This window comes from Hymenobacter sp. NBH84, assembly GCF_014217645.1.
GTDB classification, from domain to species: Bacteria; Bacteroidota; Bacteroidia; order Cytophagales; family Hymenobacteraceae; genus Hymenobacter; species Hymenobacter profundi.
In genome coordinates this window covers 1,041,564-1,067,851 of record NZ_CP043644.1, presented here as the reverse complement: position 1 = coordinate 1,067,851, position 26,288 = coordinate 1,041,564, and the positions used below count along the sequence as shown (strand labels likewise).

Annotated in this window: 27 protein-coding genes; 16 read left to right on the top strand and 11 right to left on the bottom strand. The window is 56.6% G+C overall.

From position 1 onward, the window contains the following. Positions 1–65 precede the first annotated feature (65 nt). The 7 genes from menD (at position 66) to F1C16_RS04405 (ending at position 7,798) form a co-directional block, all read left to right on the top strand. Entirely contained in the window at positions 66–1,907 is a 1,842-nt protein-coding gene (menD, locus tag F1C16_RS04435; protein ID WP_185283154.1) for a 2-succinyl-5-enolpyruvyl-6-hydroxy-3-cyclohexene-1-carboxylic-acid synthase, read from the top strand. Positions 1,908–2,003: 96 nt separating this feature from the next. Continuing rightward, the gene (gene menB, locus F1C16_RS04430) at positions 2,004–2,828 is read left to right on the top strand and encodes a 1,4-dihydroxy-2-naphthoyl-CoA synthase (protein ID WP_185283153.1); all 825 of its coding nucleotides are present in this window, start codon (positions 2,004–2,006) and stop codon (positions 2,826–2,828) included. A gap of 418 nt (positions 2,829–3,246) precedes the next feature. After that, the gene (locus F1C16_RS04425; protein ID WP_258049027.1) at positions 3,247–3,984 is read left to right on the top strand and encodes a DUF2490 domain-containing protein; all 738 of its coding nucleotides are present in this window, start codon (positions 3,247–3,249) and stop codon (positions 3,982–3,984) included. Positions 3,985–4,094: 110 nt separating this feature from the next. After that, entirely contained in the window at positions 4,095–4,562 is a 468-nt protein-coding gene (locus tag F1C16_RS04420; protein ID WP_185283151.1) for a DUF305 domain-containing protein, read from the top strand. Between the two features lie 84 nt (positions 4,563–4,646). Continuing rightward, positions 4,647–5,069 (top strand): hypothetical protein, encoded by a 423-nt coding sequence (locus F1C16_RS04415; RefSeq protein WP_185283150.1) that lies wholly within the window; start codon positions 4,647–4,649, stop codon positions 5,067–5,069. Positions 5,070–5,183: 114 nt separating this feature from the next. Further along, on the top strand, positions 5,184–6,302 hold the full coding sequence (locus tag F1C16_RS04410) for an AMP-binding protein (RefSeq protein ID WP_185283149.1): 1,119 nt from the start codon (positions 5,184–5,186) through the stop codon (positions 6,300–6,302). 263 nt (positions 6,303–6,565) lie between these two features. Then, a complete protein-coding gene (locus F1C16_RS04405) occupies positions 6,566–7,798 on the top strand; it encodes a sodium:proton antiporter (protein ID WP_185283148.1) in 1,233 nt (410 codons plus the stop codon). Between the two features lie 187 nt (positions 7,799–7,985). On the opposite strand, the gene F1C16_RS04400 is transcribed toward F1C16_RS04405, so the two are convergent. Beyond that, positions 7,986–8,648, bottom strand: coding sequence for a hypothetical protein (locus F1C16_RS04400; RefSeq protein ID WP_185283147.1), 663 nt, complete (start codon positions 8,646–8,648; stop codon positions 7,986–7,988). Positions 8,649–8,831: 183 nt separating this feature from the next. Between F1C16_RS04400 and F1C16_RS04395 the strand changes: the two genes are divergently transcribed. The 3 genes from F1C16_RS04395 to F1C16_RS04385 all read left to right on the top strand — a co-directional run bounded on the left by F1C16_RS04395 (position 8,832) and on the right by F1C16_RS04385 (position 11,295). After that, positions 8,832–9,281: an ABA4-like family protein gene (locus F1C16_RS04395; protein ID WP_185283146.1), complete on the top strand. Its 450-nt coding sequence runs from the start codon at positions 8,832–8,834 to the stop codon at positions 9,279–9,281. Positions 9,282–9,309: 28 nt separating this feature from the next. After that, a complete protein-coding gene (locus F1C16_RS04390; RefSeq protein WP_185283145.1) occupies positions 9,310–10,179 on the top strand; it encodes a hypothetical protein in 870 nt (289 codons plus the stop codon). A 63-nt stretch (positions 10,180–10,242) separates the two neighbouring features. Then, a complete protein-coding gene (locus F1C16_RS04385; RefSeq protein WP_185283144.1) occupies positions 10,243–11,295 on the top strand; it encodes a sensor histidine kinase in 1,053 nt (350 codons plus the stop codon). A gap of 77 nt (positions 11,296–11,372) precedes the next feature. Here F1C16_RS04385 and F1C16_RS04380 read toward each other — a convergent pair whose 3' ends face one another. Further along, positions 11,373–11,639, bottom strand: coding sequence for a hypothetical protein (locus tag F1C16_RS04380; protein WP_185283143.1), 267 nt, complete (start codon positions 11,637–11,639; stop codon positions 11,373–11,375). Between the two features lie 242 nt (positions 11,640–11,881). After that, entirely contained in the window at positions 11,882–12,544 is a 663-nt protein-coding gene (locus F1C16_RS04375; protein WP_185283142.1) for a response regulator transcription factor, read from the bottom strand. A 132-nt stretch (positions 12,545–12,676) separates the two neighbouring features. Between F1C16_RS04375 and F1C16_RS04370 the strand changes: the two genes are divergently transcribed. Next, positions 12,677–13,444, top strand: coding sequence for a LytTR family DNA-binding domain-containing protein (locus F1C16_RS04370; RefSeq protein ID WP_185283141.1), 768 nt, complete (start codon positions 12,677–12,679; stop codon positions 13,442–13,444). Positions 13,445–13,656: 212 nt separating this feature from the next. On the opposite strand, the gene F1C16_RS04365 is transcribed toward F1C16_RS04370, so the two are convergent. From F1C16_RS04365 to F1C16_RS04355, 3 genes are all read right to left on the bottom strand, one after another. Continuing rightward, positions 13,657–14,439: a LytTR family DNA-binding domain-containing protein gene (locus tag F1C16_RS04365; RefSeq protein WP_185283140.1), complete on the bottom strand. Its 783-nt coding sequence runs from the start codon at positions 14,437–14,439 to the stop codon at positions 13,657–13,659. Between the two features lie 113 nt (positions 14,440–14,552). Next, positions 14,553–15,605: a sensor histidine kinase gene (locus F1C16_RS04360; protein WP_185283139.1), complete on the bottom strand. Its 1,053-nt coding sequence runs from the start codon at positions 15,603–15,605 to the stop codon at positions 14,553–14,555. Positions 15,606–15,705: 100 nt separating this feature from the next. Next, complete coding sequence (locus tag F1C16_RS04355) at positions 15,706–16,386, bottom strand: hypothetical protein (RefSeq protein WP_185283138.1); 681 nt, start codon at positions 16,384–16,386, stop codon at positions 15,706–15,708. Between the two features lie 254 nt (positions 16,387–16,640). Here F1C16_RS04355 and F1C16_RS22925 point away from each other — a divergent pair, with 254 nt between their 5' ends. Further along, positions 16,641–16,988, top strand: coding sequence for an SDR family NAD(P)-dependent oxidoreductase (locus F1C16_RS22925; RefSeq protein ID WP_258049026.1), 348 nt, complete (start codon positions 16,641–16,643; stop codon positions 16,986–16,988). After that, the gene (locus F1C16_RS22920; RefSeq protein ID WP_308461656.1) at positions 16,978–17,418 is read left to right on the top strand and encodes an SDR family oxidoreductase; all 441 of its coding nucleotides are present in this window, start codon (positions 16,978–16,980) and stop codon (positions 17,416–17,418) included. The genes F1C16_RS22925 and F1C16_RS22920 overlap by 11 nt, the downstream gene beginning before the upstream one ends. A gap of 954 nt (positions 17,419–18,372) precedes the next feature. Here the strand turns inward: F1C16_RS22920 and gldG are convergent. From gldG to F1C16_RS04330, 4 genes are all read right to left on the bottom strand, one after another. After that, on the bottom strand, positions 18,373–20,094 hold the full coding sequence (gene gldG / locus F1C16_RS04345) for a gliding motility-associated ABC transporter substrate-binding protein GldG (RefSeq protein ID WP_258049025.1): 1,722 nt from the start codon (positions 20,092–20,094) through the stop codon (positions 18,373–18,375). Between the two features lie 80 nt (positions 20,095–20,174). Next, positions 20,175–20,900 carry a gliding motility-associated ABC transporter permease subunit GldF gene (gene gldF / locus F1C16_RS04340; protein ID WP_185283137.1) on the bottom strand — a complete coding sequence of 242 codons (726 nt, stop codon included), beginning with the start codon at positions 20,898–20,900 and terminating at the stop codon, positions 20,175–20,177. A 151-nt stretch (positions 20,901–21,051) separates the two neighbouring features. Beyond that, entirely contained in the window at positions 21,052–21,960 is a 909-nt protein-coding gene (gene gldA, locus F1C16_RS04335; RefSeq protein WP_185283136.1) for a gliding motility-associated ABC transporter ATP-binding subunit GldA, read from the bottom strand. Positions 21,961–22,118: 158 nt separating this feature from the next. Next, a complete protein-coding gene (locus F1C16_RS04330; protein ID WP_185283135.1) occupies positions 22,119–22,808 on the bottom strand; it encodes an SDR family oxidoreductase in 690 nt (229 codons plus the stop codon). Between F1C16_RS04330 and F1C16_RS04325 the strand changes: the two genes are divergently transcribed. Next, complete coding sequence (locus tag F1C16_RS04325) at positions 22,809–23,594, top strand: GIN domain-containing protein (RefSeq protein ID WP_185283134.1); 786 nt, start codon at positions 22,809–22,811, stop codon at positions 23,592–23,594. Between the two features lie 87 nt (positions 23,595–23,681). Here the strand turns inward: F1C16_RS04325 and F1C16_RS04320 are convergent, their stop codons facing one another. After that, complete coding sequence (locus F1C16_RS04320) at positions 23,682–24,395, bottom strand: SDR family oxidoreductase (RefSeq protein WP_185283133.1); 714 nt, start codon at positions 24,393–24,395, stop codon at positions 23,682–23,684. Positions 24,396–24,509: 114 nt separating this feature from the next. Between F1C16_RS04320 and F1C16_RS04315 the strand changes: the two genes are divergently transcribed. Then, the gene (locus F1C16_RS04315) at positions 24,510–25,241 is read left to right on the top strand and encodes an ABC transporter permease (protein ID WP_185283132.1); all 732 of its coding nucleotides are present in this window, start codon (positions 24,510–24,512) and stop codon (positions 25,239–25,241) included. Between the two features lie 98 nt (positions 25,242–25,339). Beyond that, positions 25,340–26,146, top strand: a complete 807-nt coding sequence (locus F1C16_RS04310) for an ABC transporter ATP-binding protein (protein WP_185283131.1) — start codon at positions 25,340–25,342, stop codon at positions 26,144–26,146. Positions 26,147–26,288: the final 142 nt, after the last annotated feature.

Below are 26,288 nucleotides of genomic sequence, written 5' to 3'. Positions count from 1 at the left end.
AAGGTCCTTCGCAAGCTCAGGATGACAATGGGTTTTGTATCAACTCAATTACGTATTCGCTATTCATGTCCCTCCAAGTCATCCACAACATCCCCGAAATTTGCGCGCAATTGGGCATTACCGACGCGGTGTTGTCGCCCGGCTCGCGGTGCGCGCCGCTGACCATTGCTTTTGCCCGTCACCCCGGCGTGCAGGTGCGTACGGTGCCTGATGAACGGGCTGCCGCGTTTATCGGGTTGGGCATTGCGCAGGCGCAGCGGCGGGCGGTGGCGCTGGTGTGCACGTCCGGCACGGCGGGGCTGAACTACGCGCCAGCTGTGGCGGAGGCGTATTTTCAACAGATTCCACTGGTGGTGTTCACCGCCGACCGTCCCCCGGAGTGGATCGACCAGCTCGATGGCCAGACTATCCGGCAGACGGATTTGTACGGTGCCCACGCCAAGGGCTCGTTCACCCTACCCGTCGATACCTCACACCCCGATGCAGAGTGGCACGCGGCGCGCATTGTAAATGAGGCCATCAACTTGGCGCAACGAGCACCCGCCGGACCAGTACAGGTAAATGTGCCGCTACGGGAGCCTTTTTACCCAAAAGCAGGCGAGGAATTGACGTTTGGGCCGGTGAAGGTGATTCGAGAAGAGATGAGTGCGCCGGTGTTATTGCCAAGCCAGGCGGCCGCTCTACGCGACACCATCCGCAACGCCGCACGTGTGTTGGTGGTAGCCGGGCAGCACCCGTGGGAACCTGCATTGCAACAAGCACTACACCAGTTTTCCATAGCGTTTGATGTGCCTGTTGTAGGCGACACCATTGCCAACCTACCCTCGGCAATAGGTCAGCAAGATGTATTTCTGGCTGCACAAAATCAGACGCTGAGAGAATCGCTACGGCCTACCCTACTAATTACCTTCGGGCAGTCGTTGATTTCCAAGGCGCTGAAATTATACCTGCGCAATACGCCAATTGCGCAGCACTGGCACATACAAGCGGCAGGCGAAGTGGCTGATACCTATCGCGCGCTCACCCAGATAATCCGCGTAGAGCCAGCCGACTTCTTTGCTGCTTTGACTGCAATTGATAGCACAGATAGTATAGGAGTCTCTGAAGCCGTTGATCCAAGTTCGATTCTTGGCACAACGGCTATGCGTCCGCCGTTTCCGGCCGACGCTACTCGTGTGGCTCCACCTGCCGTAGTACCTATTTCTGCTGCTATCGAAACCGAGGCACCCTCAGCTTTTTACACAGCGGCTTGGCAACGTGCCAATGCTCAGGCAACGGACTTTTTGGACACGTTCTTCCAGCAACCCAACCAGCCGTTCAACGAATTCGCGGCTATTCACAAGGCCCTACACTCCCTACCCGAATATACCGCCCTACACCTCGCCAATAGTATGGCCGTGCGTTATGCCAACATCATCGGCTTACCCAAAGGTAGGGCGGTGGAGGTGTTTGCCAACCGCGGCACTAGTGGTATTGATGGGTGCACCAGCACGGCGGTGGGCGCAGCGCTGGCCCAACCAGAGCGGCCGGTAGTGCTGCTCACCGGCGACGTGGCGTTTTTCTACGACCGCAACGCCTTTTGGCACAACTACCCTACCCCCAATCTGCGCGTGGTGCTGTTGAACAATCACGCCGGCGGCATTTTCCGGCTCATTGATGGGCCACGCCAGCAGCCCGAGTTGGAGGAGTTCTTCGAGACGCGCCAGCCGTTGCGAGCCGAGAATACGGCGCGTGATTTTGGGCTGCGCTACTTCGCGGTTTCATCTTTCGCAGAACTCGAATCGGCTTTACCCGTTTTCTTTGCAGCGGAAGGCGGCGCGGCCCTGCTGGAAATCACCACCGACAGTCAGACCAACGCCGCCTTTTTTGAACACTACCGCAACACTGTGAAAGCGGCTTTTGCGTAGTCTATTTTTTACTAAAAGAACGTCATGCTTCGACAAGCAGACGCCAGATGAGGCATGACGTTCCTGCTTTACTTTAACTGACCAACACCCACTTGTATGGCTGAACAACTCGACTGGAAACCCATTAAAGAATTTCAGGAAATACTTTTCTCTGAATGTGAGGGCATCGCCAAAATCTCCATCAACCGCCCACAGGTGCACAACGCCTTCACGCCACTCACGGTGCAGGAGATGATCGAGGCCATGGACATCTGCCGCAACCGCACCGATTTGGGCGTGATTATTCTCACCGGTGAGGGCGGCAAGGCCTTCTGTTCGGGCGGCGACCAGAGCGTACGGGGCCACGGCGGCTACGTGGGCGACGACACCGTGCCCCGCCTGAACGTGCTGGACCTGCAAAAGCAGATTCGCTCCATTCCCAAGCCCGTTATTGCCATGGTGGCCGGTTGGGCCATTGGCGGTGGGCACGTGTTGCACGTGGTGTGCGACCTGACCATTGCTGCCGACAACGCCCGCTTCGGGCAGACCGGCCCTAAGGTAGGCTCCTTCGATGGCGGCTTCGGAGCTTCCTACCTCGCTCGTATCGTGGGGCAGAAGAAGGCGCGCGAAATCTGGTTTCTCTGCGACCAGTACGATGCCCAGGAAGCCCTCGACATGGGTCTTGTGAACAAGGTAGTGCCGTTGGATAAGCTGGAAGAAACAACGGTACAGTGGTGCCGCAAGATTCTGCAAAAGAGCCCGCTGGCGCTGCGTATGCTCAAGTCGTCGTTCAATGCTGAGCTAGATGGTCAGGCCGGTATTCAGGAACTGGCTGGTAATGCTACGTTGCTTTACTACCTCTCCGAGGAAGCCAAAGAAGGCAAGAACGCCTTCTTGGAAAAGCGTCAGCCCGACTTCTCGAAATACCCCAAATTCCCGTAGACAGCACTCCGGACTGCGGTTTACTTGTCAGTTCAAGCGCCTGATACGCCTACTAAAAAGCAGGCGTATCAGGCGCTTTTTCATGAAAAAGTAACCTTGTCTTCATGTATCCTTCAGAGTCCCCTGCGTCAGTTTGCAGGAGTTGTGTTAGCCGTTCGTTGTAAAGGCAGGGAGTATAAGCTGCAAGAATCAGGGGTTTATAGTATTGAATGACATGTTTTAAACCACATTTATGCAAGCAGATTTCTAGCCTGCTCATACAAAAACAGCATGGCGCACTTCTGTTTCTGTCGTGCATGGCCGACGAGGCCGCACGACTGCACGCTAATGAGGAGCAATGCAGGTAAAAAAGATTCTTTTTATTGTTGTTGTCTGTAGTATAAGTACCCCAACATTCGCCCAGATTAGTCCGCCGGGCTTGGGTCAGGCGCATACTGCCGAGTGGCTGGCAGTAGGTATTCGGCAAGACCTCGATTCACTCAAGAAATGGCAATCCATGACCTACCTCGGGGTAGGCCGCAAGAGCAACCCGACGGATTATAATCCGCTGGATAAGTCGTCTATCCTGGTGTTGAACCAGGAGTTTTACTACCGCTTGCACAAGCACTGGCAAAGCTCCTTTGCCGTGAGCTACCGTCGCCAAGACGAGTACGCCGACCGCTACCCATACGAGCATGAGGATCCGGCTTTTGAGCAGGAGTTCAGAGCATACGGCCGCTTTTCGTACGTGCTGGAAAATGCCCGCTTCAAGTTTGTACCCACGTTCCGGCAGGAGTTTCGGAAATTCTATACCCCTACTTTCACCAGGGAAGCCGAGTCTTTTCAACTCCGCTCCCGCGTGCGGTTGCAACTGACCCTCAATCTGGACGCGGCTAAAGTACATCGCCTCATCATCAGCTCCGAACAGCTATTTTCGGCCAGTAAGCTGTCTGCTCCCAGCCAGTGGACGGGCCTTGCCTACCATGAAAGCCGCTTTGTGGGGTACTATTCGCTGGCGCCTAAGTCGTTGCCTTTCATTTTTGATGTGGGCTATATGGCCAATCGACTAGGCACTACCTCGCCCTCCTACGTGCACTATATTGCGCTGGACGTTATCTGGAAGAATCCCTTCGGCCATCGAACCACGCAACGCACCCATGTGGGCAATTTAGAGTAGTGTCATTTACCCTGTTCAGAATTCGGGCAGGGCAAGTACAAAATACCGGATGGTTTTGCCACGGGGTAGTAGGGGTTCGTATGAGAAATAGATTCCTTTTCTCTCCGACCATGAAAAACGAAAATCCCTACCCCCGTTTCTTCCTGATGCTGGCTGTGTCGTTTGTAGTCATGTATGTGGTGATGTACTTGAATACCTACGCGTTAGACCACGTGTATTTCAGCCTCACGCGCTTCTACATGACCATTCTGATGGTGACGCCGATGGCGCTTATCATGCTAGGGTTCATGCGCCACATGTATCAAAACAAGCAACGCAACCTGCTAATTGTGGCAGGTAGCGTGGTGATATTTGTAGCGGCCCTTACGATGGTGCGCTCTCAGACCTTCGTGGACGATTCGCGCTGGATGAAGGCTATGATTCCGCACTACTCCATTGCTATTCTGACCAGCGAGCGGGCCAACATACACGACCCCGAAGTACGCAAGCTGGCCGACAATATTATCGCGACCCAAAAGCGGGAGATTGGGGAGATGCAGCAGATGTTGCAACGGCTGAAACAGGAAAAAGCGCAGTAGGTGATTGGCAGTAGTGGCACATTACGCCTTGATGCTACGTAGCAGCTTATAGCCAGCCTACCCTATTCTTGTCGTACTATTGCTATGCTTGCTATCCGTCGCATCCGCCGTATGCATATCCTACAGTACCTGGTGCTGGGCGGGTTGATGCTGACGTTGGTATTGCTGACGGACCACCGGTTGCAAACGACCAATACCAGGCAAAATACTGCCCTGGTTGTGGTGTTGCTGCTGGTGCTGCTCGTGCTGGTGATGGGCGGTATCTACCTGGTATTCCGGCGTATGCGCCCCAACCTACGCCGTCCCGAAGCCGAGAACCTACGCATTTACCAAAGTGTGGTGCTGCTACGCAACAGCTTTCTGGCGCTGGTGAGTCTGCCGCCTCTGCTACTCTATCACCTTACCAGCGAGTGGGTGAACCTGCTGTTTTTCGGGGTATTACTGGTGGCGCTGTGCGTGCTGACGTTGCCGACCGAGCGCAAATTTCGCCGTTGGCTGCTAACGTGATACGGGACTTGCGACAGGCCACGAAAAGCAATTTTCTGCCTTTTGGTCGGGAGCTTCGTATGCGGTACTGGTTGTAATAAGTTGACCACCCGTTATTCGCGCCCTACCCTCTTTATGTCTGCCCCCTCGCTTCTCCCCGACTCGCTTGTACTTAATGGCCGCACATTTCACTACGCCGATATTCAGCAATACCCTGCCAACTCGCCTACCGAGCTGAATGGCTACGAGGCCCGCGTGCTGGACTTTTGCCGGCAGTGGCTGAACGGCACGCTGGAGTTTGAACTGCAAACTTCTGGCTCTACGGGGCAGCCCCAAACGGTGCGCATGACGCGGCGCCAGCTAGCCGCCAGCGCCGCCCGCACCGGCGACTACTTCGACCTTGGCCCCGATACGCCCCTGCTGGCCTGCCTGAACTGCGAGTTTGTGGGCGGCTTGATGATGCTGGTGCGCGGCTTTGAGCGCAACATGCCCATCACCATCGTAGAGCCCCAGGCCGACCCGCTGGCTCTGCTGCCCGCTGCTGCCACCATAGCCTTTGCCTCGTTTGTGCCCTTGCAGCTGCGTGCCCTTCTGGATGCCGGCCGGGCCGAGCAGCTCAACCAAATGAAAGTTATTTTGGTGGGCGGTGCTCCTACCGACGCAAGTCTCACGCGGCAGATTGAGCAGCTCACGGTGCCCGTCTACCTCACCTACGGCATGACGGAAACGGCCTCGCACATTGCCCTGCGCCGCCTCAACGGCCCCGAGGCCTCACCCCACTACCGTGTGTTGCCCGGCATCCATATCGAGCAGGACGAGCGGGGTTGCCTAGCCATCCGGGCCGATGTCACCAACGACCAGCTCATCATCACCAACGACCAGGTGCGCTTGCTCGATCAGCATACCTTCGAATGGCTGGGCCGGGCCGATTTCGTGATTAACAGCGGCGGCGTGAAGGTGCAGGCCGAAAAGGTAGAGCTGGTGCTGGAAGTAGCTTTGGCTGAGTTGAATGTGACGCGTCGTGCTTTCGTAGCTGGCCTACCCAATGAGCGCCTCGGCGAGCAAGTGACGGCCGTGCTGGAAGGGGCGTCCCTACCCTCGGCGCAGCAAGAGCAGCTCCTTCACCTACTAGCCCAGCGACTTGGTAAATACGAGCGCCCGCGCCAGCTGCTGTTTCTGTCACAATTTCAAACCACCGCGTCGGGCAAGCTCGACCGGCGCAGCACGTTACGCGAGGCCCTGAAGCAAGGCTAACCCTTTTGCTAGCAGCGCATCAGAAGCACTCCGAAACGTTGTGCTAATGATTCTGAAACCCAATACTTTCATAATTGCAGCCTATAGCCTTGCGTGTACTCCTGCTGCTTGTGCGTCGATGCAGGCAGCCGCCATCCTGCTAAAACACCACAAATTTTGGTGTTTGCATCCGCATAAAACAAGATACTCCTACCATAGTACATGGTTACGACAGCGACTGGGTTGTATTTCACGTAAGAGCTATTTTACGTTTTCCCCTCCTCATGTCGTTGTATAATATCGTGCTGGTGCTGCTGGGCATTTCTATTATGGGAGTGGCCTGGCTGCCACCGTTGATGGCTAAATACCCACTTTCCTACCCCATCGTTTTTATTGGGCTGGGACTGGCGGCTTATTCGCTACCCCTGGGCCTACCCGACCCTATTCCGCTACACAACAATACGTTAGCCACCCACCTGTTTGAGCTGTGCGTGATTGTGGCGCTTACCGGCACCGGCCTCAAAATTGACCGCTCCTTCTCTCTACGCAAGTGGCGTATGCCGCTGCTGCTGGTACTGGTGCTGATGCTGCTGACCATTGCCAGCTTTGCCCTAACGGCCTGGTGGCTACTAGCCATTGCGCCGGCCCCAGCCGTGTTACTAGCCGCTACCCTAGCCCCTACCGACCCCGTGCTGGCCGGCGACGTGCAGGTAGGCGACCCCGGCGAAGGCCAGGAAGACACCGTGCGCTTTGCCCTCACGGCCGAGGCTGGCATGAACGACGGCCTCGCTTTTCCCTTCGTGTATCTGGCGCTGGCGCTTATTCCGGCTGCTACTTCCCTGCAAGACCGTTTGTTTGAGTGGGCTTGGTACGATGTGCTCTACCGCGTTGGCATGGGCGTGGCCCTGGGTTGGCTGATTGGACAAACGATGGGCAAGCTGATTTTTCGGTTGCCCAAGCATATCGAGATAAAAGGCTCGGCGTATGGGTTTATCGTACTGGCCGTTACGTTCACCACGTATGGCCTCACGGAGCTGACGCACGGCTACGGCTTCCTCGCTGTATTTGTAGCAGCCATTACGCTACGCGGCAACGAGAAAGCCCATGAGTATCATCAGCAAATGCACGCTTTCACCGACCAGCTAGAACGCCTGTTTATTGTGGTGATTCTCGTGTTGTTTGGCGGTGCGTTAGCCAACGGGCTGCTCGTTACCCTTACCTGGACGCAGGCTGCGCTGGGCTTGCTGCTACTGTTCGTGATTCGTCCGCTGGGTGGTATGCTCACGCTGTATGGCTCGCGGGCTACACTGCCGGAGCGAGCCGCTATTTCCTTCTTCGGCATCCGGGGTATCGGCTCCTTTTTCTACCTGGCTTTTGCTCTGGAAAAAGGTGAGTTTGTTAATTCTGAGCAGCTTTGGGTGATAACGGGCTTCACCGTTCTCACCTCTATCGTCATGCACGGCATACTAGCTACCCCCGTCATGACCTGGCTCGACCGTCGCGCCGGACGTGGGTAGGGAGTGTGGGTTTGTGAAGTTGTGAGTGGAGAGTGCGTCTGTCATCCTGAGTGCAGCGAAGGACCTTATCACGCACGCACGACAAGCGTAACAACGACTCGTCCTCACGTGCTAAGGTCCTTCGCAAGCTCAGGATGACAGACACACTTTTATGCACAATCTCACAACTTCACAATCTCAAGAAAAGCTATAACCCTTTCTGAGACAGTAGCCGCTCCCGGCCGCGCACGATTTGGTATAAGTCGCCTAAGAAAAGCTTGACCCGGCCGATCAGGATTATTCCGCTTAGCTCGCGCTCTTCGCGCTGGTTCAGGAAAAGCATCTGTCGGTAGCCTGCGCCGGCGCCTACCCCTATCCACCGAAACACGCGCATGTGCCCTACCACGGAGGGCTCTACCATCCAGATATGATCGATGGGGGACTGCTGCCGGTCGCCGTCGGGTAGGCGGAAGCTGGAGAAGACCGTTCCGAAGCCGAACTGCGTGGGAGTACTCAGCTCCCAGCGTGGCGTGCCAATGAGCACGTACTCGCCGTAGACCGTTACGTAGCGAAAGCGCAACTCGCTATCGGTGCCGGGTGGCAGCCGGGGCGGTGGAGCTAGGCGCGCGGGTACGCCACCGCTTAGGAAATAGCCGCCCAAGCCCGCCCGCAACCGTCCACGCCACTCCAAGCCTACCTTCATTCCGTAGATGCCCACCAGCTTGCCGTTGAGGGGCGAAAAGCGCTGATCGAGTTGCACTACCACCTTGCGGTGTCGCTCCCTCCGGCTGCTATCGCGCGGGGCTATGCCAAGACCGATTTGAGCGGCAGCAGGCACAGTAACCAGCGCTGCTGGTAGGAGCAAAAGCAAACGAGTAAAGTAGTTCACGCCCTCGAAATACGCGGCACAGCGGTGCGAGTTAAGATTTCGGCCTACGGTTCACCTGCTTTTTTCGCTGCTTCACCTTTCTTCCTTACTGTTTCACCCACATTTGCATCACAGGCAGAGACCTTTACAGCGACATTTACGGCTGTATACTCACTCCTTGCTGCTATGTCTGACGCTGCCTTACCTGCTCTATTATTTCGCTTGGCTAATGCTGCGGCACTAGTTGGCTGGGGGCTCCTGCTGGTAGCGCCCCGCTGGCGCGTTACGCGCCATGTGGTAGGCAACGGGGCGTTGCCGCTGGTGCTGGCCGCCGCCTACGCGGCGTGCATCGGGTATCACTACCTGAGCGCCCACGGCGGCGAGGGTGGTTTCGGCTCCCTGGCCGAGGTAGCCGCGTTGTTCCAGAACCCGTGGGCACTGCTGGCCGGTTGGGTGCACTACCTCTGCTTCGATTTGGCCGTGGGCGCCTGGGCACTGCGCGACGCCCAGCGGCGCAGCCTACCCCACCTGCTCCTGGTACCCGCGCTGGTGCTCACCTTTCTGCTGGGTCCTGTAGGGCTGCTGCTATACGCAGGTCTGCGCCGGTTCTACCCTACCCCTGCCTTAGCTACCTAAAGTCTTTCCACCGCAAACGCTGCTTCCTATGAAAACGACCCTGGTTCCTGCCCCCGCTTTTCGGCTTTCGGCCCGTGGCCTACCCGCTCGCTGGCACCGCCCGGCCTGGCTGCGCCTGCTGCACGACTCCTACCCCCTACTCACTTGGGTAGGGTGGCTGCATGTGGCGGTAGTGGTTGGCGCTGTGGCACTCGGGTCCCTAGACCATCGCACCGTTACGGGGCTGAACGTGTGGATCAAGCCGCTTAAATTCGGCGCTTCGGGGGTGCTCTACCTCTGGACGCTCGGCTGGCTCCTGGCCGATTTTCCCGCAGTAGTTCAGGCCAAAACCCGGCGCATCAGCCGCCTGGCGGGCATCACCATGGCCGGCGAAATTATCCTGGTTTGCTTGCAGGCGGCGCGGGGCACTACCTCTCACTTCAACGTGAGCAGCGCCTTCAACGGAGCCGTTTTTGGCACCATGGGCGTGCTGATAATGGTGAATACTGCGGCCATTACATGGGCATTGTGGCTCACATTCCGGCATTGCCCCATCGGGTCGGTGGCGTGGGTGTGGGGCATCCGGCTGGGGCTGGGCTTGTTTCTGATAGGCAGCATGATAGGTGGCGCCATGAGCGGCCGCATGGCGCACACGGTAGGCGCTGCCGATGGTGGCGCGGGCCTGCCCCTACTGGGCTGGAGCACCCGCGCCGGCGACCTGCGGGCCGCGCATTTTCTGGGGCTGCACGCCCTGCAAGCCCTACCCTTTGCTGGCTGGCTGCTGGCGCGTATGGCCCCGCGCCTGCGGGCTGGCGTGCAAACCGGCGTTATGGCCCTGGTGGCGCTGGGCTACGCGGGCGCTGTGGGCTGGCTGTACTGGCACGCGCTGAGGGGGTTGCCCCTGCTGGCTCGCTCGTAATGACGTTATTTGGCCTGACGATTTACCCTAGCGCTTGTCGGGGCTGATCGTCGGGCCACATGTATGAAAGACTACCGCCTACGCCTACTGGGGATTCCGCTACTCGCGCTGTTGATCACGCTGCTGAGCGACGACCCGCACCGGTTCAGCTCGTGGATGCATTTTCTGGTGAATTGGAGCATTTCACTACTCTTCACAACGGTGCTGTGGCTGGGCAACCGGCTACTGTGGGAATTGCTGTTGCAGCGCTTTCCTGGCGTAGAGCACACGGCCCGCCGCCTGTGGTGGCTGGCGGTGGCCTGTGTGCTGTATACCAGCGTAGCCTCGGTGGTGCTGCTGGTCTTTTTACATTTGGTGTTACCCGCCTTTTTCCCCCTCGAAGCACGCACGCTGTTGGTCCAAGTGGCCTTCAACTTGATTCCGACTACCGTGGTGCAACTTATCTACGAAAGCCGTCATTTCTTTGAGCAATGGCTTTGGAACGTGCGGCGGGCCGAGCAGCTGCAAAGTGCCGGGGTGCAAAGTCAGCTAGAGGCGCTACGCAATCAGCTGGACCCACATTTTCTATTCAATTCCCTGAACACGCTGTCGGCGCTGATTGAGCCAGACAACGAGCCGGCCCAGCAGTTTGTGGAGCAGATGGCCGATGTGTACCGCTACGTGTTGCTGAGCCGTGACCAGGCCACCGTGCCCTTGCACGAGGAGCTGGCTTTTGTGGAAACCTACGTGGCCCTGCACAAAGCCCGCTTCCGCGACAATCTGCGCGTAGTCTATCATGTGCCGGATGCCGTGCAGGCGCGGCACGTGGCACCGCTTAGCGTGCAGCTGCTGGTAGAAAACGCTCTTAAGCACAACGTAGCGTCACAAGAGCAACCACTGCTGCTCACCATTGCCTACGACTCTAGCACCAACTACCTGACGGTACAAAACCCCGTACGCCCGCGCACAGCTGGCCTGCGCCCCCACACGCAAGTAGGGCTGGCCAACGTGCGGCGGCGCTACGAGTTGCTGCAAGCTCCTCAACCAGTGCAAGTGGAAACCGATAATGGTCTGTTTACCGTGCGGCTACCTCTCTTGTCCATCACCCCCACCACGCACCCACTTCCTACTCGCTGACGCCTTCTGAGGCTATTAGCTCTGCGTCTAGCAATGTATTGGCTATCAGCAAGGTGCCATGGCTGATTTCCTCCAGGCTAGTACCGGCAGCAGTGGCCGGCGGGTGACACACAACCAGGGAGGTATGTCGGCGGCGCAGCCATGCGGCCGTAACGCGTCAGTATGGGCAGCATGTCCAACGGCAGGAAGGAAATTCCGCTGCAATCAAGCCAGACCTGTTCTTTGCCGCTGCGGCTGGCTTGCCGCAGCGCGCTACGCAACAGCCCCGCATCGGTTGCTGCCGGTGCAGACTCCACCAAAATGACCAGATAGCTATTTGGAAGAATTTCCCGGTATACCTGCATGAGACTAGGGCTGGAATGTGAGGCTAGTGAAGCGAAGCGATTATTGCCGTAGATAACATCGCGCAGATAGAATTATTGTTCTGCTTACCCAAGCTAATTGCTCGCCTACACTTACTGATACAGCTGCCAAAGTAACGATTTTGCTGAATAAAAGGTTATATAAACTATTGATTTACAGATTATTACTATTACAAGCTGTTTGCACTATGTAATGATTCAGCAATGGAAAAACAATGCATTCGCTAGTCAATCAAGCCATGGGTGAGGGCATACTTAATCAGAGAGGCAGTGTTTTTTGCCTGGGTTTTTTCCATCATGTTTTGCCGATGCGTTTCGATGGTACGCTTGCTGTTGTACAGCTTATCGGCTATTTCACTGGTTGTAAGTCCTTCGGAAATCAGCTTCAGCACTTCCAGCTCGCGACGCGACAGAATAGACTCTTTTTTTACGGGTTCGCTGGTGATGGTAGGCGCGGTACTGCCGCTGGAGTTTTGCAGCTTGTACAGCATCTGGAAACCCAGTTCGGAGCACAGAAAGTGACGTCCGGCAGCTACCGTGCGGATACCAAACGTAATTTCCTCTCTACCAGCATTTTTCAGAATATAGCCAGAAGCGCCGGCCTCCAACATACGGGTGATGTAGGCTTCATGGTCCAGCATAGACAAAACCAGTATGTGCGTTTGCGGGTAGAGCGCACGCACGCGGCGCGTTGCTTCTTCTCCCCCCATAATGGGCATATTAATATCCATGAGCACCACGTCGACCGGCGCCTCTTGTAGCTTCTCCAGCAACTCCTGGCCATTGCCAGCCTGATCAATTATTTCAATATCGGGTTCCTGCTGTAGCAGGTAGCTAATACCATCCCGAATAATGGCATGGTCATCAACGAGTATTGTGCGAATCATCCTGAAGCGTGAAAGGAAAGGGCGGAAAATAGTATATACTACCTACGTATTGTACGCAATTTGAGCTAATTGCTGCACCTGATTTTCACTTGCTAGTTTTTCTCTTTCTATCTATTTAGTAGAATGCATACCATGACTGTTCTACTACTCGAAGACGAATACCCGGCCGCTGAGCGCCTGCAACGGCTGCTACTACAGGCGGCACCCGGGGCGCAGGTGCTGGCTGTATTCGATAGCGTAGCCGGCGCCCTGGCCTGGCTTGCTACCCACCCTGCCCCCGACCTGATTTTGTCGGACATTCAGCTGGCCGATGGGCTGAGCTTTGAGCTGTTTGAGCAGACCGTGGTGCGAAGCCCGGTCATTTTCACCACGGCCTACGACCAATACGCCATTCGGGCCTTTCGGGCCAACAGCATCGACTACCTATTAAAGCCTGTGAAGCTGAAGGAGTTGCAAGCCGCCCTCACCAAGCTACACCACTGGCCTACCCCTCCTACCCTCCCCGACCCGGCACAGCGACTGGAGCGCCTACTGGAAACGTTGGCCGCGCCCCAGCAGACCTATAAAACCCGGTTTTTGGTTCGCAGTGGCGAGCAGTTGCTCCCGTTGCCCACGGCGCAGGTAGGGTGGTTCCAGAGCCGCCACGAAACCACTACCCTCGTCACGCAGGAAGGCCAACGCTTCGTGGTTGAGTATACCTTGGAGCAGCTGGAGCAGCTCTTGAATCCCCAGGATTTTTTCCGCCTCAACCGGCAGTTCATCGCCCACCTGCCGGCCGTGCAGCGCCTGCACGTCTATTTCAACGGCAAGCTCAAACTTGACCTGCACCCCGCACCCACCGAAGAAGTACTCGTAAGCCGGGAAAAAGCCTCAGCCCTTAAGCAATGGCTGGAGCGGTGAGATGGTGAGTTTGTGAAGTTGTGAGTAGTGAATACGTGTGTCATCCTGAGCATTCCGCGCATCAAGCGGCGACGAAGGACCTTCTCACGCTAAAACGATAAGCGTACCAACGACTCGTTCTGCGGGCATAAGGGCCTTCGTCGCCGCTTGATGCGCGGAATGCTCAGGATGACACACGTATTCACTACTCACAACTTCACAAACTCACCATCTCACCGCTCCAGCCAGGCGCGGAAGGCGCTTACCCGCTCGCGGCTCACGAGCACGTCGCCCTCGGGGCTGGTGGGGGCGAGGGTGGTTTTCAGGCGGGAATTAGTGTAGTGGATGATATCCTGAATGGCTGTGTGGTGCACGAGGTAGGCGCGGTTAAGGCGGAAGAACTCACTCGGGTTTAGGAGCTGCTCTAGTTGCTCCAGCGTTTGGTCTACCACCACCCGCCGGCCTTCGCGGGTTTGCAGGAAGGTAGCCTTCTCGAAGCTGAAGAAATAAGCTACCTGCGCTACCGGAATCACCTTTAGGTGCTCACCTACCTTCACCACAAACTGCTGCTTATACTGCGGCTGGGGTTGTAGTTGCTGCATTAGCTGCGTGAGCAACGTAGCGTCGAAGGCAGGTACTGCGGCCGGCTGGCGGGCCTGTAGGCGGGCAACGGCGGCGGCTAGCTCGTCGGCATCGATGGGCTTAAGCAGGTAGTCGATGCTGTTGTGCTTGAAGGCGCGTAGGGCGTACTGGTCGTAGGCGGTGGTGAAGATGACCGGGCAGCGCACCTCCACGCGCTCAAACAGCTCGAAGCTCAGCCCATCGGCCAATTGGATATCCAAAAACAGCACGTCGGGCGCAGGCTGCGTGGCGCGCAGCAGCTCGGCGGCTTCCTCCACCGATTCGGCCGTACCGACTACCGCTAGGGGCACTGGCTGCTTGCGGAGCAGGTCGGCGAGGCGGCGGGCGGCTAGGGGTTCATCTTCCACCAAAATGGCGCGGAGAGGGGTAAGCATAGGGTAGGGGCGGCGGGCAGCCGCCCGTTGGTGAACGAGAAATCAGGACAAGATGAAGATTGCGAACAGGAAAACAACCACGCGCCCTAGCCATGGGCGGCTACCAGCTGCCCCTACCCCAGCATTAGCAGCGGCAGCACCACGATGAACTCGGTGGCTGTGCGTTCGATCCGTACCGGCTGGTCGGTGAGGAAACCGTAGCGCGCCTGCAAATTCCGCAGCCCCAGCCCCGTCGATTCGGCTGCGGCGCGGGGGCGCAGCGTGTTGGCAACGCGCAGCTCGCGGGCAGTAGTGTCTATTGCTACCGTGATATGCAGTGGGTTGCGCTGGCTGGTGGCGTTGTGTTTGAGGGCGTTTTCGAGCAGTAGTTGCACGGCCAGCGGTGGTACCAGCAGCCTATCAGCGTTGGCGCCCGGCTGTTGTATCTCCACCTGAATGCCCTCGCCCAAACGGGTGCGCTGCAGGTGCAGGTAGGACTCCACAAAGGCTAGCTCTTCGTCAAGCGACACCACTTCCCGCTCCTGGCTATCGAGCACGTAGCGGTATACCTTGGCTAGCTGCCGGATGAAGCGCGTAGCACGGGCGGGGTCGTTTTCTTCCACCAGCACCGTCAGGGCGTTCAGCGAGTTGAACAGAAAGTGCGGGTCTACCTGCCGGCGCAGCGAATCGAGGCGGGCCACGGCGCTTTCCTTTTCCAATCGCTCGGTTTGGATGGCAGCATCACGCCAGCCCAACAAAAAGGAGCGGCTGTGCAAAAACAGGGAAATAATGGCTACGAATAACAACGGCAGAAAAAAGATTCGTTGCCAGGACAAGTCACGCAGAATCTGATGGTAATAAAATAGTTGAAAGGCCGCGCTTACCAGAAAAATCACCAAAAACGATGCAACTAACGCATAACCAATTGACCATGCAAAACGCATCAGCGGCTGTCGAGTCCAGGAGGCATGCTGGTCAATCCAGGCGGGCGGATAACCGTTTACCAGCCATAGCCCAACCGCGTAGCAGAAGCTGTAACCGAAAGAAGCTAGAAAATCGGCACTTAAGACTGAGCAATCCTGACAGCTGTCGAAGCTAATGCCCAGCGCCAGCAGGCTCATGGCTCCCAGCATAATTGGCCACGCTACTTTGCTACGCTGATAACTGGTTTGCGAAGATTGTTTCATTACCATTAGCGGTGCGGTCATAATGACAACTGAGCGAGTAAGGAAGATACGTAGCAGCGGTTCATCACTTTGTGCTGCCTCTGTGTTATTGTGCGTAATGCTAGTTGATAGCCGCTCCGGAACTCTTCAAAAAATCCAGCACTTGGTTTTTACCCCAGTTGGGTGCCAGGACCGAAGCTGGCTGGAAGGCGTCAAACTTAACCTTGGCCTGCTCAAAAAGTGATTTAGCTGCCGCTGCCCCGCCACCGTAAGCCGCAGGCGTATGGTACACGTTGTTGGCGAGGATGAGGTAGGGGCGCGGATTAGCTGGATTCAGTGCCCGCGCCCGATTTGCTGCCTCTGTGGCTCGCCCAGCGTACTCCTGCCCGCGGCCCATAAAGTCGACGCGGATGCGGCTCTGGTCAATGCGTGCCTGCAACGTCAGTAGTTCCGATTCGTCGCCGCCCAGCTTGCGGGCCTGTGCCAGTGCTGCTTCAGCTTGGTCGAGCACTTGGTCAGTTTCTTTAAGCGGGCCGGTATTGGCGCATGTTGTGAGCGCGTAGGCTTGGTAGTAGCGGGGTAGCCAATCGGTGGGGGCTACGGTGGCGGCGCGCTCCAACTTGGCGGCGCTGGCCTTCAGGGCAGCAGGGTCGCCGGTTTGCATCAGCTCCTGAATGGTAGCCGCCATCATGCTTTGATAGCCGGCAGGGGCCGCTTGGGTAGTGGCCGTAGTGGTTTTGGTTTGGGCCGATGCCGAGAGGGAGGCGGCAGCCAGGGCGAGCAGAAAAAGCACCTTTTTCATAGTAGTAAGTGGTTGTGTAGATGTATGTTCCAAAAGTCAGCAACCCCGATGACCCATGAAATTTCTTGTACCTAAAGTGTCAGATAAGCCGGATGAAGTGTTGAAATCCTCCGATGATATTGCGGGAATCTGGTGTGGTTCAGCTTCCTGGGAATGATGCTCACGGCCAAGTAACCCTACCCTGCTGGTCGCGTTTGCTGAAGAGGCACAGCCGCCCTCTGGCTATCTTATCCACTCTTCTCACTTCCTTTTTCATGAAAAAACTAACCAACAAAACCGCCCTTATCACCGGCTCCGATTCGGGTATTGGTCAGGCCACGGCCATCTTATTTGCCCAGGAAGGCGCCAACGTCGTCGTGGTGTATCACACCGATGCCGATGGAGCCGAGCACACGCGCCAGCAGGTAACGCAAGCCGGTCAGCGGGCCTTGGTGGTACAAACCGACGTGAGCGATGCCCAGCAAGCCGAGCAGCTTTTCAAGCAGGCCCTGTTGGAGTTTGGCACTGTGGATATTCTGGTAAACAACGCCGGTGTGAGCGGGGCGCACAAGCCCGTGGTGGAGATGCAGCCCGAAGAATTCGAAAAAAACGATTCGTACTGATTTATTCGGGCCGTTTTACCTGGCGCGGCTGTTTGCCCAGCATCGCAAGCAGCACGGCGGCAAGGGCAAGATTGTCAACGTCACGTCCATTCACGAGGAGGTAGTGTCGCCCGGCACGGCCGACTACTGCGCGGCCAAGGGCGGCCTGCGCAACCTCACGCGCACGCTGGCCCTGGAGCTAGCCGAGGATGGCGTTAACGTCAACAACCTCGCCCCCGGCATGATCCTGACGCCTATGAACCAAAAAGCCCTCGACGACCCACAAAAACGCGAAGAAGGCGAGCAGCGCATCCCCATGAAGCGGGCAGGCCAGCCCGAGGAAATCGCCAAGCTGGCCTTGTTTCTATCCTCCGCTGATTCGGATTATGTGACGGGTTCCACTTATGTGATGGATGGCGGTTTCATGCGCATGGTAGCGCAAGGCGCGTAGTTGGTAGTACCCTTTAATGTGTCATCATGCGCTTGCGCAGGATGACAGGCTTTTTAACTTCCTACCCTCCGCACTCGCTCGGCTATGCCGAGTGAGCACTACGCCCAAGCAGCTCCGCTGCGCACGTCTGCACGCCGTTGAGCCGACTTCATGCAAGCGGCGCGGCCGGATTCGGGGCGTAGCCCCTCAAGCGTAGGCCGCACTCGTCACAGCCGAGCGAGTGCGGTAGGATGGCCCTCGTTCTATGGTGATAAGGTCCTTCGCAAGCGCAGGATGACAGATTTCTTACCCACACCTCTCTACCCACACACCCTCCTACCCTAATCCTCCGGTGGCGTGTGCATAATCCGCTGGATTAGAGGGATAAGAGGTAAAAAAATCTGCACCCGAGTGAGTGGCTTTCTATGATCTTAACCAGTGAAGCAACGGCGCAAACATTAATGCCAGTACCAGCAGTAGGCCGGTAGCCGCGACGATACGAATCGCGACGATTTTGCCTGCATTTACATAACTGTTCTCGTAATCTTTCAGCAGTACTTGCTGCACTCTAACTTTTCTCCGATGCCGCAGATACAAGTACAAAAAGCCTATTGGAGCAAATAGGAACCAACTAAAAACTCCCTCAAACAAGGCATTTATAATATATTCTAGCATTGCGGCTATTGCATAAACTAACAGGTTTACGATTGCTAATGCTAGTTCCCCTTCTTTTTCGAAAAGGGGGTTAAGAGCGGAGCCGTTAAGTTCTGATACCTATTCTTAGCCGATTGGTCTGGCTCTCTCCTTTTCGGAGAGAGGGCCGGGGGGGGTGAAGCGTAACGTCGAATAAACCAAGACCTAACGGCTCTGGGGTTGGAGTTGAGACGCGCTAGAACCTACCCATTATCCAACGACTTTTACCCCCTACCCCACACTCGCTTGATGCGCGACATTTAAAGCTAGTTTCTGGTTTTTCTAAAACCGGGCGTAGCGCCGCTTGCGCCACCATGCCCGGCCTAGGCCAAACAGGCCAAGCAGCACTAGCGGGGCCACCAAATTCAGTAGTTGCCAGCGTTGGCGCTGCTCGGCTACCTTCACCTTATCCAAGGGGCGGAGGGTGATTTGCTTGCCACGCACGGCGATGAGGCCGGTTTCGTCGAGGAGGTAGTCCACGGCATTCAGCACAAGCTCGCGGTTGGCAAATTCGGTGTTGGCGAGGCGGTCGTAGCCGAGGCGGAAGGGATTACCGGTTTTCGGGTCCACATCGTTGCGCACGAAGTCGCCGTCGGGGATGACGAGTAGCTTGGCGGGCTTGGCCAAGGGCGACTTTTCGGGCTGAAACTGCGTGGTGCCGGGCTGGGCTCGGTTGGCATAGAGCGAGCGGAACTGCCCTTCCAGCAGGTAGCCTACCGGCTCGAAGCGTTGCTTATACTGCTTGGGGTCGGGGGGTAGGCGGGCGTCGTTGAGGTTAACGGGCACGGGAGCAGGCAGCACGCGGGTGTAGCGCGAGGTGAACATGAGCGGGGTTTTGCGGATGCCTACGGCCTTCACCGTATCAATGCTGCTCACAAACTTGGTGTACACCGCATCGAGGTTGCGGGTAATGGGGTGCTGGCTGAAGTTGTTGATGAGGGGGTAGAACTGCCAGGGCAGCGGCTCCACCTGCGGTTTGTCGCCCAGGGTGCCCGTCACCAGCGGAATCACGCCGGAGTTGAGGTCCAGCATGAGGTCGGGGTTGATGCGCACGCCGTATTTGAACAGCATGTCTTCCAGGTTCAGCTGCAACGGAAACGAGAGCATGCCGCCACGGTTGGCGCTGTCGAGGTTCACGCGCATGGCATCTACGAAGAACAACGTATTGCCGCCCTGGGTGATAAACTGGTCGAGCTTGAACTTCTCCTCCTCGGTATACGCCGTGGCGGGCTTAGCCACGATGATGGCGTCGAGCGGGCGCAGGTCGCGCACTTTCGTCAGATTCACCCGAAACACGTCGTAGTTCTGGCGTAGGGAGCCGATCAGGTCGCCGGCTTCGGCGTTGTCTAGTTCGCCGTGGCCTTCCACAATGCCGATGCGCTTGCGCTGGCTGGGCTCCAGGCGCCGGATAGTGCTGGCCAACTCATACTCCAAGCCCTCAATACTTTGGTTGAGGCGCACGTCGGCGGGGGCAGCCTGGTTGCCGCGTAGTAGCAACACCGGCAGCTCCTGGCTACCTACTGACACCGTGGCCCACGGAAAGATGATTTTCTCGACCCGCTTGCCGTTCTCATTGGCGCCCAGGTTAGTAGGGCGCAGGCCTTTCTTAAGTAGGATTTCGTAGTACTGATTGCGCGCCTGCTCAGTGCCGGCCGCCGAAGGGTCCACGAACACGTAGTGCAGATTGCTACCTCCATAGATCTGCATTTCGTTTAGCGTCTCGCGGGTGGCTTGCTGCAAGCGCCGGAACGCGGGCGGAAAGTCGCCATCCAGGTACACGGTGATGGTGACGGGCTGCTTCAGATTCTCCAACAATTCCTTGGTGGCCGGCGACATAGAGTAGCGCTTCTCCTGCGTCAAGTCGACACGGAAGAAGAACTGCTGGGCCAGGAAATTGAGCAGCAGCAACGCGCCAATCACCACGAAAAACGTGGTCAGGTCGCGACGTTTGTTGTTAGCTGGTAGCTGCTGGCTGCTAGCTGTTAGCTCTTGTTCTGTACTCACAAATTCTGCACTCAAAAAAGATATTCAACTCAATACCCGAAAGCTAACAGCTAGCAGCCATTAGCTAACAGCTAAAAATATCACCAATTCCTACTCCGCAATGCCAGCCGCGTAGCCCACAGCAGCGCCACAATCATGCTCAGGAAATACAGCAGGTCGCGGGAGTCGATAAGACCTTTGCTTAGGTCGCGGTAGTGGGCCGCAATGCCGAGTTGGCTGATGTAGTAAGCCGTGCTACCCTCGAACACCGAGGCCAGCGAGTCGAAACCTGTGTATACCAGGAAGCACCCCACCACGGCCACCAGGAAGGCAATAATCTGGTCGCGAGTGATGGCCGAGGCGAAGATACCAATGGCCGCAAATACCGCCGCCAGCAGCCCCAGCCCCAGGTAGGAGCCCACCGTGGCCGCCGAATCGATGTTGCCCTCGGGGTTGCCCAGCTGGTACACCGAGTAGTAGTAGAGCAGGGTAGGAACCAATGCCAGCAACGCTAGTAGCAAGCACGCCAAGTACTTACCGCCAATAATCTGCCCATCCGTCAGCGGGCGCGTGAGCAGCAGCTCGATAGTACCCGCCTTCTTTTCCTCCGCAAACGTGCGCATGGTGATGGCTGGAATCAGAAATAGGAAAATCCAGGGCGCAATGTTGAACAGCGTTTGCAGGTCGGCGTAGCCGTAATCAAGCACCGAGCTATCAGGAAACACCCACACAAACAGTCCTGTAGCCACCAGAAATACGCCGATAACGACGTAGGCGACCGGCGAGCTGAGGAAGGCGTTAAATTCTTTGCGGAGAATGGAATACATAAAAAAGGATTGTCGTAACTCTTCTGTCATCCTGAGCCTGCGAAGGACCTCTCACGTTTAAACGATCTGGCGTCAAGTATTTACTATCTATCATACCGTTCTTCCGTGGTAAATTCCTTCGCAGGCTCAGAATGGCAGAAAAGTAAACATATTACTTCGTCAGATTCTTAAACACCTGCTCCAGCGACTGCTCTTCCTGACGCAGTCCCAGCAATACCCAGCCTTGGTCGGCGGCAAGGCGGGAGATGCTGCCGCGCAGGTCGGGGCCGGCAGCGCGGATGCGGTAGGTAGCGGGCGCTGCCTCGACCTCCACGGCCAGAATGCCGGGTAGGGCGCGCAGCGGCGCGGGGTCGATGGGCTGCTCAAACTCAGCGCGGATGAGGGTTTCGCCTTTCGTGCCAGCGGCTAGGTCGGCTACGGGCGAGTCGGCCACCAGTTGGCCGCGGTTGATGATGACCACCCGGCTGCACAGGGCCGTGACTTCGGGCAGAATATGCGTCGAGAAAATCACCGTTTTATCCTCCCCTACCTCCCGGATCAGGGTGCGGATTTCGCCGATTTGGTTGGGGTCTAGGCCAGTGGTGGGCTCGTCGAGGATGAGTACGCCAGGGTCGTGGATGAGCGCCTGGGCCAGCCCTACCCGCTGCCGGTAGCCCTTGCTCAGGGCGCCGATTTGCTTGTTCTGCTCGCGCCCCAGCCCTACCCTATCCACCATCTGCTGCACGCGGCGGCGAAGCTCGCTGCCCTTCAGCCCGTGCACCGAACCAATGAATTCGAGGTACTCGTGCACGTACATGTCCAGGTAGAGCGGGTTGTGCTCGGGTAGGTAGCCCACGCGGCGGCGCACCTCCAGGGGCTGCTCCGTCACATCGAAGCCGGCCAGCTTCACGGTGCCGGCTGAGGGCGGCAGGTAGCCGGTGGCAATCTTCATAGTCGTGGATTTGCCAGCGCCATTCGGCCCCAAGAATCCCAGGATTTCGCCTTTACCCGCCGTGAAGCTGATGTTGTTCACAGCGTTTTGAGCGCCGTAGGTTTTCGTGAGTTTCTCGACCTCTACCATGTACTTTGTTGAATCTTACTCTTAGCCGTCATCCTGAGCCCAGCGAAGGACCTTCTCACGTCAGAACGACTATTGAACGATAACCGTACCAACGACTCATTCTGCGGGCATAAGGTCCTTCGCTGGGCTCAGGATAACAAAACCATTTTGGCAATACTTTATTTCGGCTGCGAAGGCCGCATCTGAATCTCCGAAATCATGGTGGCCTTGGGGGCTTCCAGGGCGTGCACAATGGCCTCGGCAATGTCTTCGGGCTGCATCTTGTGCGGATCGGGTTCCTGGCTAGCTTCCATGCCGCCGAAGTTGGTTTCCACCGAGCCGGGCATCACGCACGTTACGCGCACGCCTTGCTGGCGCACCTCTTTGAATAGCGCGTCCGAGAAGCCACGTACCGCAAATTTGGTGGCGCAGTAGCCCGCCATGTTGGCTGTGCCTGCCGTACCGGCTAGCGAGGCTACATTAATGATATGGCCTTCGCCTTGCTCCTTCATGCGCGGCAGCACCGCCTTGGTGCAGTAGAACACGCCGTGCACGTTGGTAGCAAACATAGCGTGCCAGTCGTCGGACGAGAACCCATCAATTGGCCCCATGTTGCCGATGCCGGCGTTGTTGACCAGCACCTGCACCGCACCCAGCTTATCGATGGTAGCGGAATAGGCTTGCAGTACCGACTGCTCCTCCTGCACGTTGCACTCGAAAAAGTGGAAGTTCTCGTGCTGCAAATCGTCGGGAGCCGAGCGGCTCCAGCCGGCTACTACTGCGCCTTTGGTCAGCAGCGCTTCGGCTGTGGCTTTGCCAATGCCTTTGCTACCCCCTGTGATTATCGCTACCTTGCCGCGTAAGTCCATATGCCTGTCTTGATGTTTCAGATTGCGTTGCTGCCGCAAGTTAACCGCCCTACCCGGCTTTTACGCATCGGATTGGCTAGTAGCTTGCTTTTGTTGCTTACTGCCTGCGGCGACGGCCACGAAACCGACTGCCTGAAAAGCACCGGTCCTATTACCACCGAACGCAGGGAGGTAGCAGCCTTTGAGCAGATCTATATTCATGACAATGTTGAAGTGATACTAGTACAAGACTCAGTGACGTACGCTGAGGTGCGCACCGGTAAAAACTTGCAAGAAGACATCGAACTGACTACCTCGGGCAACCAACTGATTATCAACAACACCAGCCGCTGCAACTGGGCCCGTCGCTACGATACGCCGCGCGAAATCACTGTGCATACACCTTCGGTACTAGATGTTTTGCAGTACGATCAAAGTTCTCTACGCATTCCTGAGCCCTTCCGGGCTGACCGGTTTTTCTACCACTTTCTGGGTGCCGGTGATGCCGATTTGAACCTAGACGTGCAGTACCTGAATATGGATATGTATGAGCTAGGCGACGTGACTCTACGCGGCACCATTACTGGCGACGCGTCGACTGTTCTGGGAGGTAGCGGCACCCTTCATGCTACCAACTTGGCGGCGCGTAACCTCACCCTTCAAACTACCCGCAGCAGCATCGGCGACGCGCACATGCGCGCAACGGACACGCTGCGTGTATATCATGCTGGTGCAGGCACTGTCCATTACCGCGCCCCTACCCCCCACGTGGAGGTGACGGGCAAAGGCAAGGCGGTGGCTGAATAAGGCGAAATAGCAAACGTAAAAACGTCATTCCGACCATTCTGCGCATCAAGCAGAATGGTCGGAATGACGTTCTAATTTCTCTCCTTCCTAAATATCGCCCAGTTGCGGCCGAATTAGTAGTTCTTCCACCACGGCTTGCTCGGAGAGTTGGCAGGTTGCAAACACGGCTTCGGCCAGGTCTTCGGGCTTAATGAACCGCTCGGGGGGTAGGCCGGCTCCAGCCCAGCTGTCGGTATAGGTGGCGCCGGGTAGCACCGCCGTCACGCGGATGTTATGCTCCTTTAGCTCTTCACGTAGGTTTTTGGTGAAGCCGTAGAGCGCGTGCTTGGCAATGCCATAGGAGCCACCGTTGGGGTAGGCCATGAGACTGGCCGTGGAGCAAATAGTGAAAATATGCCCGTGGCGCTGCGCTATCATGCCGGGTAGTAGCGCTTGGGTCACATCGTAGGCGCTTAGCAGGTTGGCGGCCAGCATCTGGCGCAGTTGCTCCCCATCAGCAGGCTCGTCTTGCAGGCGGCCGGGTACGAAGGCACCAGCATTGTGCACCAGCACTTCTACCTCGCCCGGCAGCGCCCGTACAAATTTGCCAAACCGAACTGCGTCGGCATGGTTACTAAGGTCGGCGGGCAGGGTATGCAGCACGGCGCCCGGCGCGGCCTGTTGTACGGCGGCCGCTAGGGTAGCCAAGTCCTCTGCCGAGCGGGCGCAGGTGACGACCGGAAACCCGGCCTGCACAAACCGCTCTACCAAAGCACGTCCAATTCCGCGGCTGCCGCCAGTTACGACGATATTTTTTTGCATTCCTTTGTTTATATGTTGAGGTTTTACGTATGGTGCAACAGGCCTACTTCCGCGTGTGCGCATAGACCTGATTTTTTCGCAAGTTCCTGCTTTTCTCTTTCCGGACGCTTTTTTATGGTAAAGACCTTCGGCTCTTTTCTACTCTTTCTCCAAAGCATGGTTTCCCGCGGCGAGCGGTTCAAAACGCTTTGGGCCCGTACCATCGACGAAGCCATTCTCATTGGGGTCGATTCTGTTTTTATCGTGTCGTTGGTCAGCGCCTTTATCGGGGCCGTAACCTGCGTGCAGATTTCTTACAACCTGATCAACCCGCTCATTCCTAAAGCCACCATCGGCTATATGGTGCGCGAGATGACTATTCTGGAGCTGGCCCCTACTATCACCAGCATTGTGCTGGCCGGCAAAGTAGGCTCTAGCATTGCCGGTGGCCTGGGCACCATGCGCATCACCGAACAGATTGATGCCTTGGAAGTAATGGGCATCAACTCTTCTTCCTACCTGGTATTGCCTCGCATTTTGGCATCGCTGCTGATGTTTCCGCTGCTGGTTATTCTGGCTATGGGCTTGTCCATCATGGGCGGCTACATTGCAGGCACGCTATCGGGCTCTATCTCGGCACAGGAGTACATCGAGGGTATCCGTGAGGATTTCATTCCCTATAACATCCTGTTCGCCCTGATCAAATCGTTGGTATTTGCCTTCCTGATTTCGGCCATCTCGTCTTTCAAAGGCTTCAACACCCGTGGTGGTGCTCTGGAGGTAGGAGCAGCCAGCACCGGCGCCGTTACCAACTCCATTATCGCTATTCTGATAGCCGACTTCGTGCTGGCGGCTGTTCTGTTGTAATTGGCTTTTAGGGACTTGTAGGCTTGAAAACTTGGTTATCCTATCTACCAAGGCGTCAATTCAGGCCATGAGGCCCTAAAATCCCAAGACTTAAAACAATGATTGAGATTCATAATATTCAGAAGTCATTTGACGGAAACGCTGTGTTGAAGGGCATTAACTGCACCTTCGAAACCGGTAAGTGTAATTTGCTGCTAGGTGGTTCGGGTACTGGCAAATCGGTGCTGCTCCAGTGCATTGTGGGTCTGATGAAGCCCGATTTGGGTAGTATCACCTTCGACGGCACTGTTTTCACTAATAACAAGGTGAATATCCGGCAGGAAATCCGCCGCAAAATCGGGATGCTGTTTCAGGGTTCGGCGTTGTTCGACTCCATGACGGTGTATGAGAATACTGAGTTTCCGTTGAAGATGCTGACGCCCGAAATGACCAAAGAAGAGCGCCGCGACCGGGTGGAGTTCTGCCTGAAACGGGTAGGGCTAGAAAATGCCGGCAACAAAATGCCCTCCGAGATTTCGGGTGGTATGAAGAAGCGTGTGGGCATTGCCCGCGCCATTGCGCCCAATTGTACCTATCTGTTCTGCGACGAACCCAACTCCGGCCTCGACCCGCTCACCAGCCTCAAGATTGACGAACTGATTCACGAAATCACGCACGAATACAACATCACTACCGCCATCATCACGCACGACATGAACTCGGTGGTGGAAATTGGCGACCATATTATCTTCTTGCATAAAGGCATGAAGCTGTGGGATGGCGATAAGGACACTATTTTGAACGCCGAAGTACCTGAGCTGAAAGAATTTATCTTTAGCAGTAGCCTCGTGCGAGCCGCTAAGCGTGTGGATGACGAAGGCGGTTTGCAAGATGTACTGGACGACGACCCTGTGCAAGCTAAATAGTCTATAGTGAGGTATCAATAAAAAGGTCCCGCTGCACTAAGAGCAGCGGGACCTTTTTATTGATACTACCAATGGTGCGGGGCTGCGCTCCGTGTCTACTAGTGCAGATTTCTGGCCGGCCATCTTCCGCAGTATTCCAACA

Coding starts and splice junctions, on each gene's coding strand:
- menD (WP_185283154.1), top strand. CDS start 66: ATGTCCCTCCAAGTCATCCACAACATCCCCGAAATTTGCGCGCAATTG.
- menB (WP_185283153.1), top strand. CDS start 2,004: ATGGCTGAACAACTCGACTGGAAACCCATTAAAGAATTTCAGGAAATA.
- F1C16_RS04420 (WP_185283151.1), top strand. CDS start 4,095: ATGAAAAACGAAAATCCCTACCCCCGTTTCTTCCTGATGCTGGCTGTG.
- F1C16_RS04415 (WP_185283150.1), top strand. CDS start 4,647: ATGCTTGCTATCCGTCGCATCCGCCGTATGCATATCCTACAGTACCTG.
- F1C16_RS04410 (WP_185283149.1), top strand. CDS start 5,184: ATGTCTGCCCCCTCGCTTCTCCCCGACTCGCTTGTACTTAATGGCCGC.
- F1C16_RS04405 (WP_185283148.1), top strand. CDS start 6,566: ATGTCGTTGTATAATATCGTGCTGGTGCTGCTGGGCATTTCTATTATG.
- F1C16_RS04395 (WP_185283146.1), top strand. CDS start 8,832: ATGTCTGACGCTGCCTTACCTGCTCTATTATTTCGCTTGGCTAATGCT.
- F1C16_RS04390 (WP_185283145.1), top strand. CDS start 9,310: ATGAAAACGACCCTGGTTCCTGCCCCCGCTTTTCGGCTTTCGGCCCGT.
- F1C16_RS04385 (WP_185283144.1), top strand. CDS start 10,243: ATGAAAGACTACCGCCTACGCCTACTGGGGATTCCGCTACTCGCGCTG.
- F1C16_RS04380 (WP_185283143.1), bottom strand. CDS start 11,639: ATGCAGGTATACCGGGAAATTCTTCCAAATAGCTATCTGGTCATTTTG.
- F1C16_RS04375 (WP_185283142.1), bottom strand. CDS start 12,544: ATGATTCGCACAATACTCGTTGATGACCATGCCATTATTCGGGATGGT.
- F1C16_RS04370 (WP_185283141.1), top strand. CDS start 12,677: ATGACTGTTCTACTACTCGAAGACGAATACCCGGCCGCTGAGCGCCTG.
- F1C16_RS04365 (WP_185283140.1), bottom strand. CDS start 14,439: ATGCTTACCCCTCTCCGCGCCATTTTGGTGGAAGATGAACCCCTAGCC.
- F1C16_RS04360 (WP_185283139.1), bottom strand. CDS start 15,605: ATGAAACAATCTTCGCAAACCAGTTATCAGCGTAGCAAAGTAGCGTGG.
- F1C16_RS04355 (WP_185283138.1), bottom strand. CDS start 16,386: ATGAAAAAGGTGCTTTTTCTGCTCGCCCTGGCTGCCGCCTCCCTCTCG.
- F1C16_RS22925 (WP_258049026.1), top strand. CDS start 16,641: ATGAAAAAACTAACCAACAAAACCGCCCTTATCACCGGCTCCGATTCG.
- gldF (WP_185283137.1), bottom strand. CDS start 20,900: ATGTATTCCATTCTCCGCAAAGAATTTAACGCCTTCCTCAGCTCGCCG.
- gldA (WP_185283136.1), bottom strand. CDS start 21,960: ATGGTAGAGGTCGAGAAACTCACGAAAACCTACGGCGCTCAAAACGCT.
- F1C16_RS04330 (WP_185283135.1), bottom strand. CDS start 22,808: ATGGACTTACGCGGCAAGGTAGCGATAATCACAGGGGGTAGCAAAGGC.
- F1C16_RS04325 (WP_185283134.1), top strand. CDS start 22,809: ATGCCTGTCTTGATGTTTCAGATTGCGTTGCTGCCGCAAGTTAACCGC.
- F1C16_RS04320 (WP_185283133.1), bottom strand. CDS start 24,395: ATGCAAAAAAATATCGTCGTAACTGGCGGCAGCCGCGGAATTGGACGT.
- F1C16_RS04315 (WP_185283132.1), top strand. CDS start 24,510: ATGGTAAAGACCTTCGGCTCTTTTCTACTCTTTCTCCAAAGCATGGTT.
- F1C16_RS04310 (WP_185283131.1), top strand. CDS start 25,340: ATGATTGAGATTCATAATATTCAGAAGTCATTTGACGGAAACGCTGTG.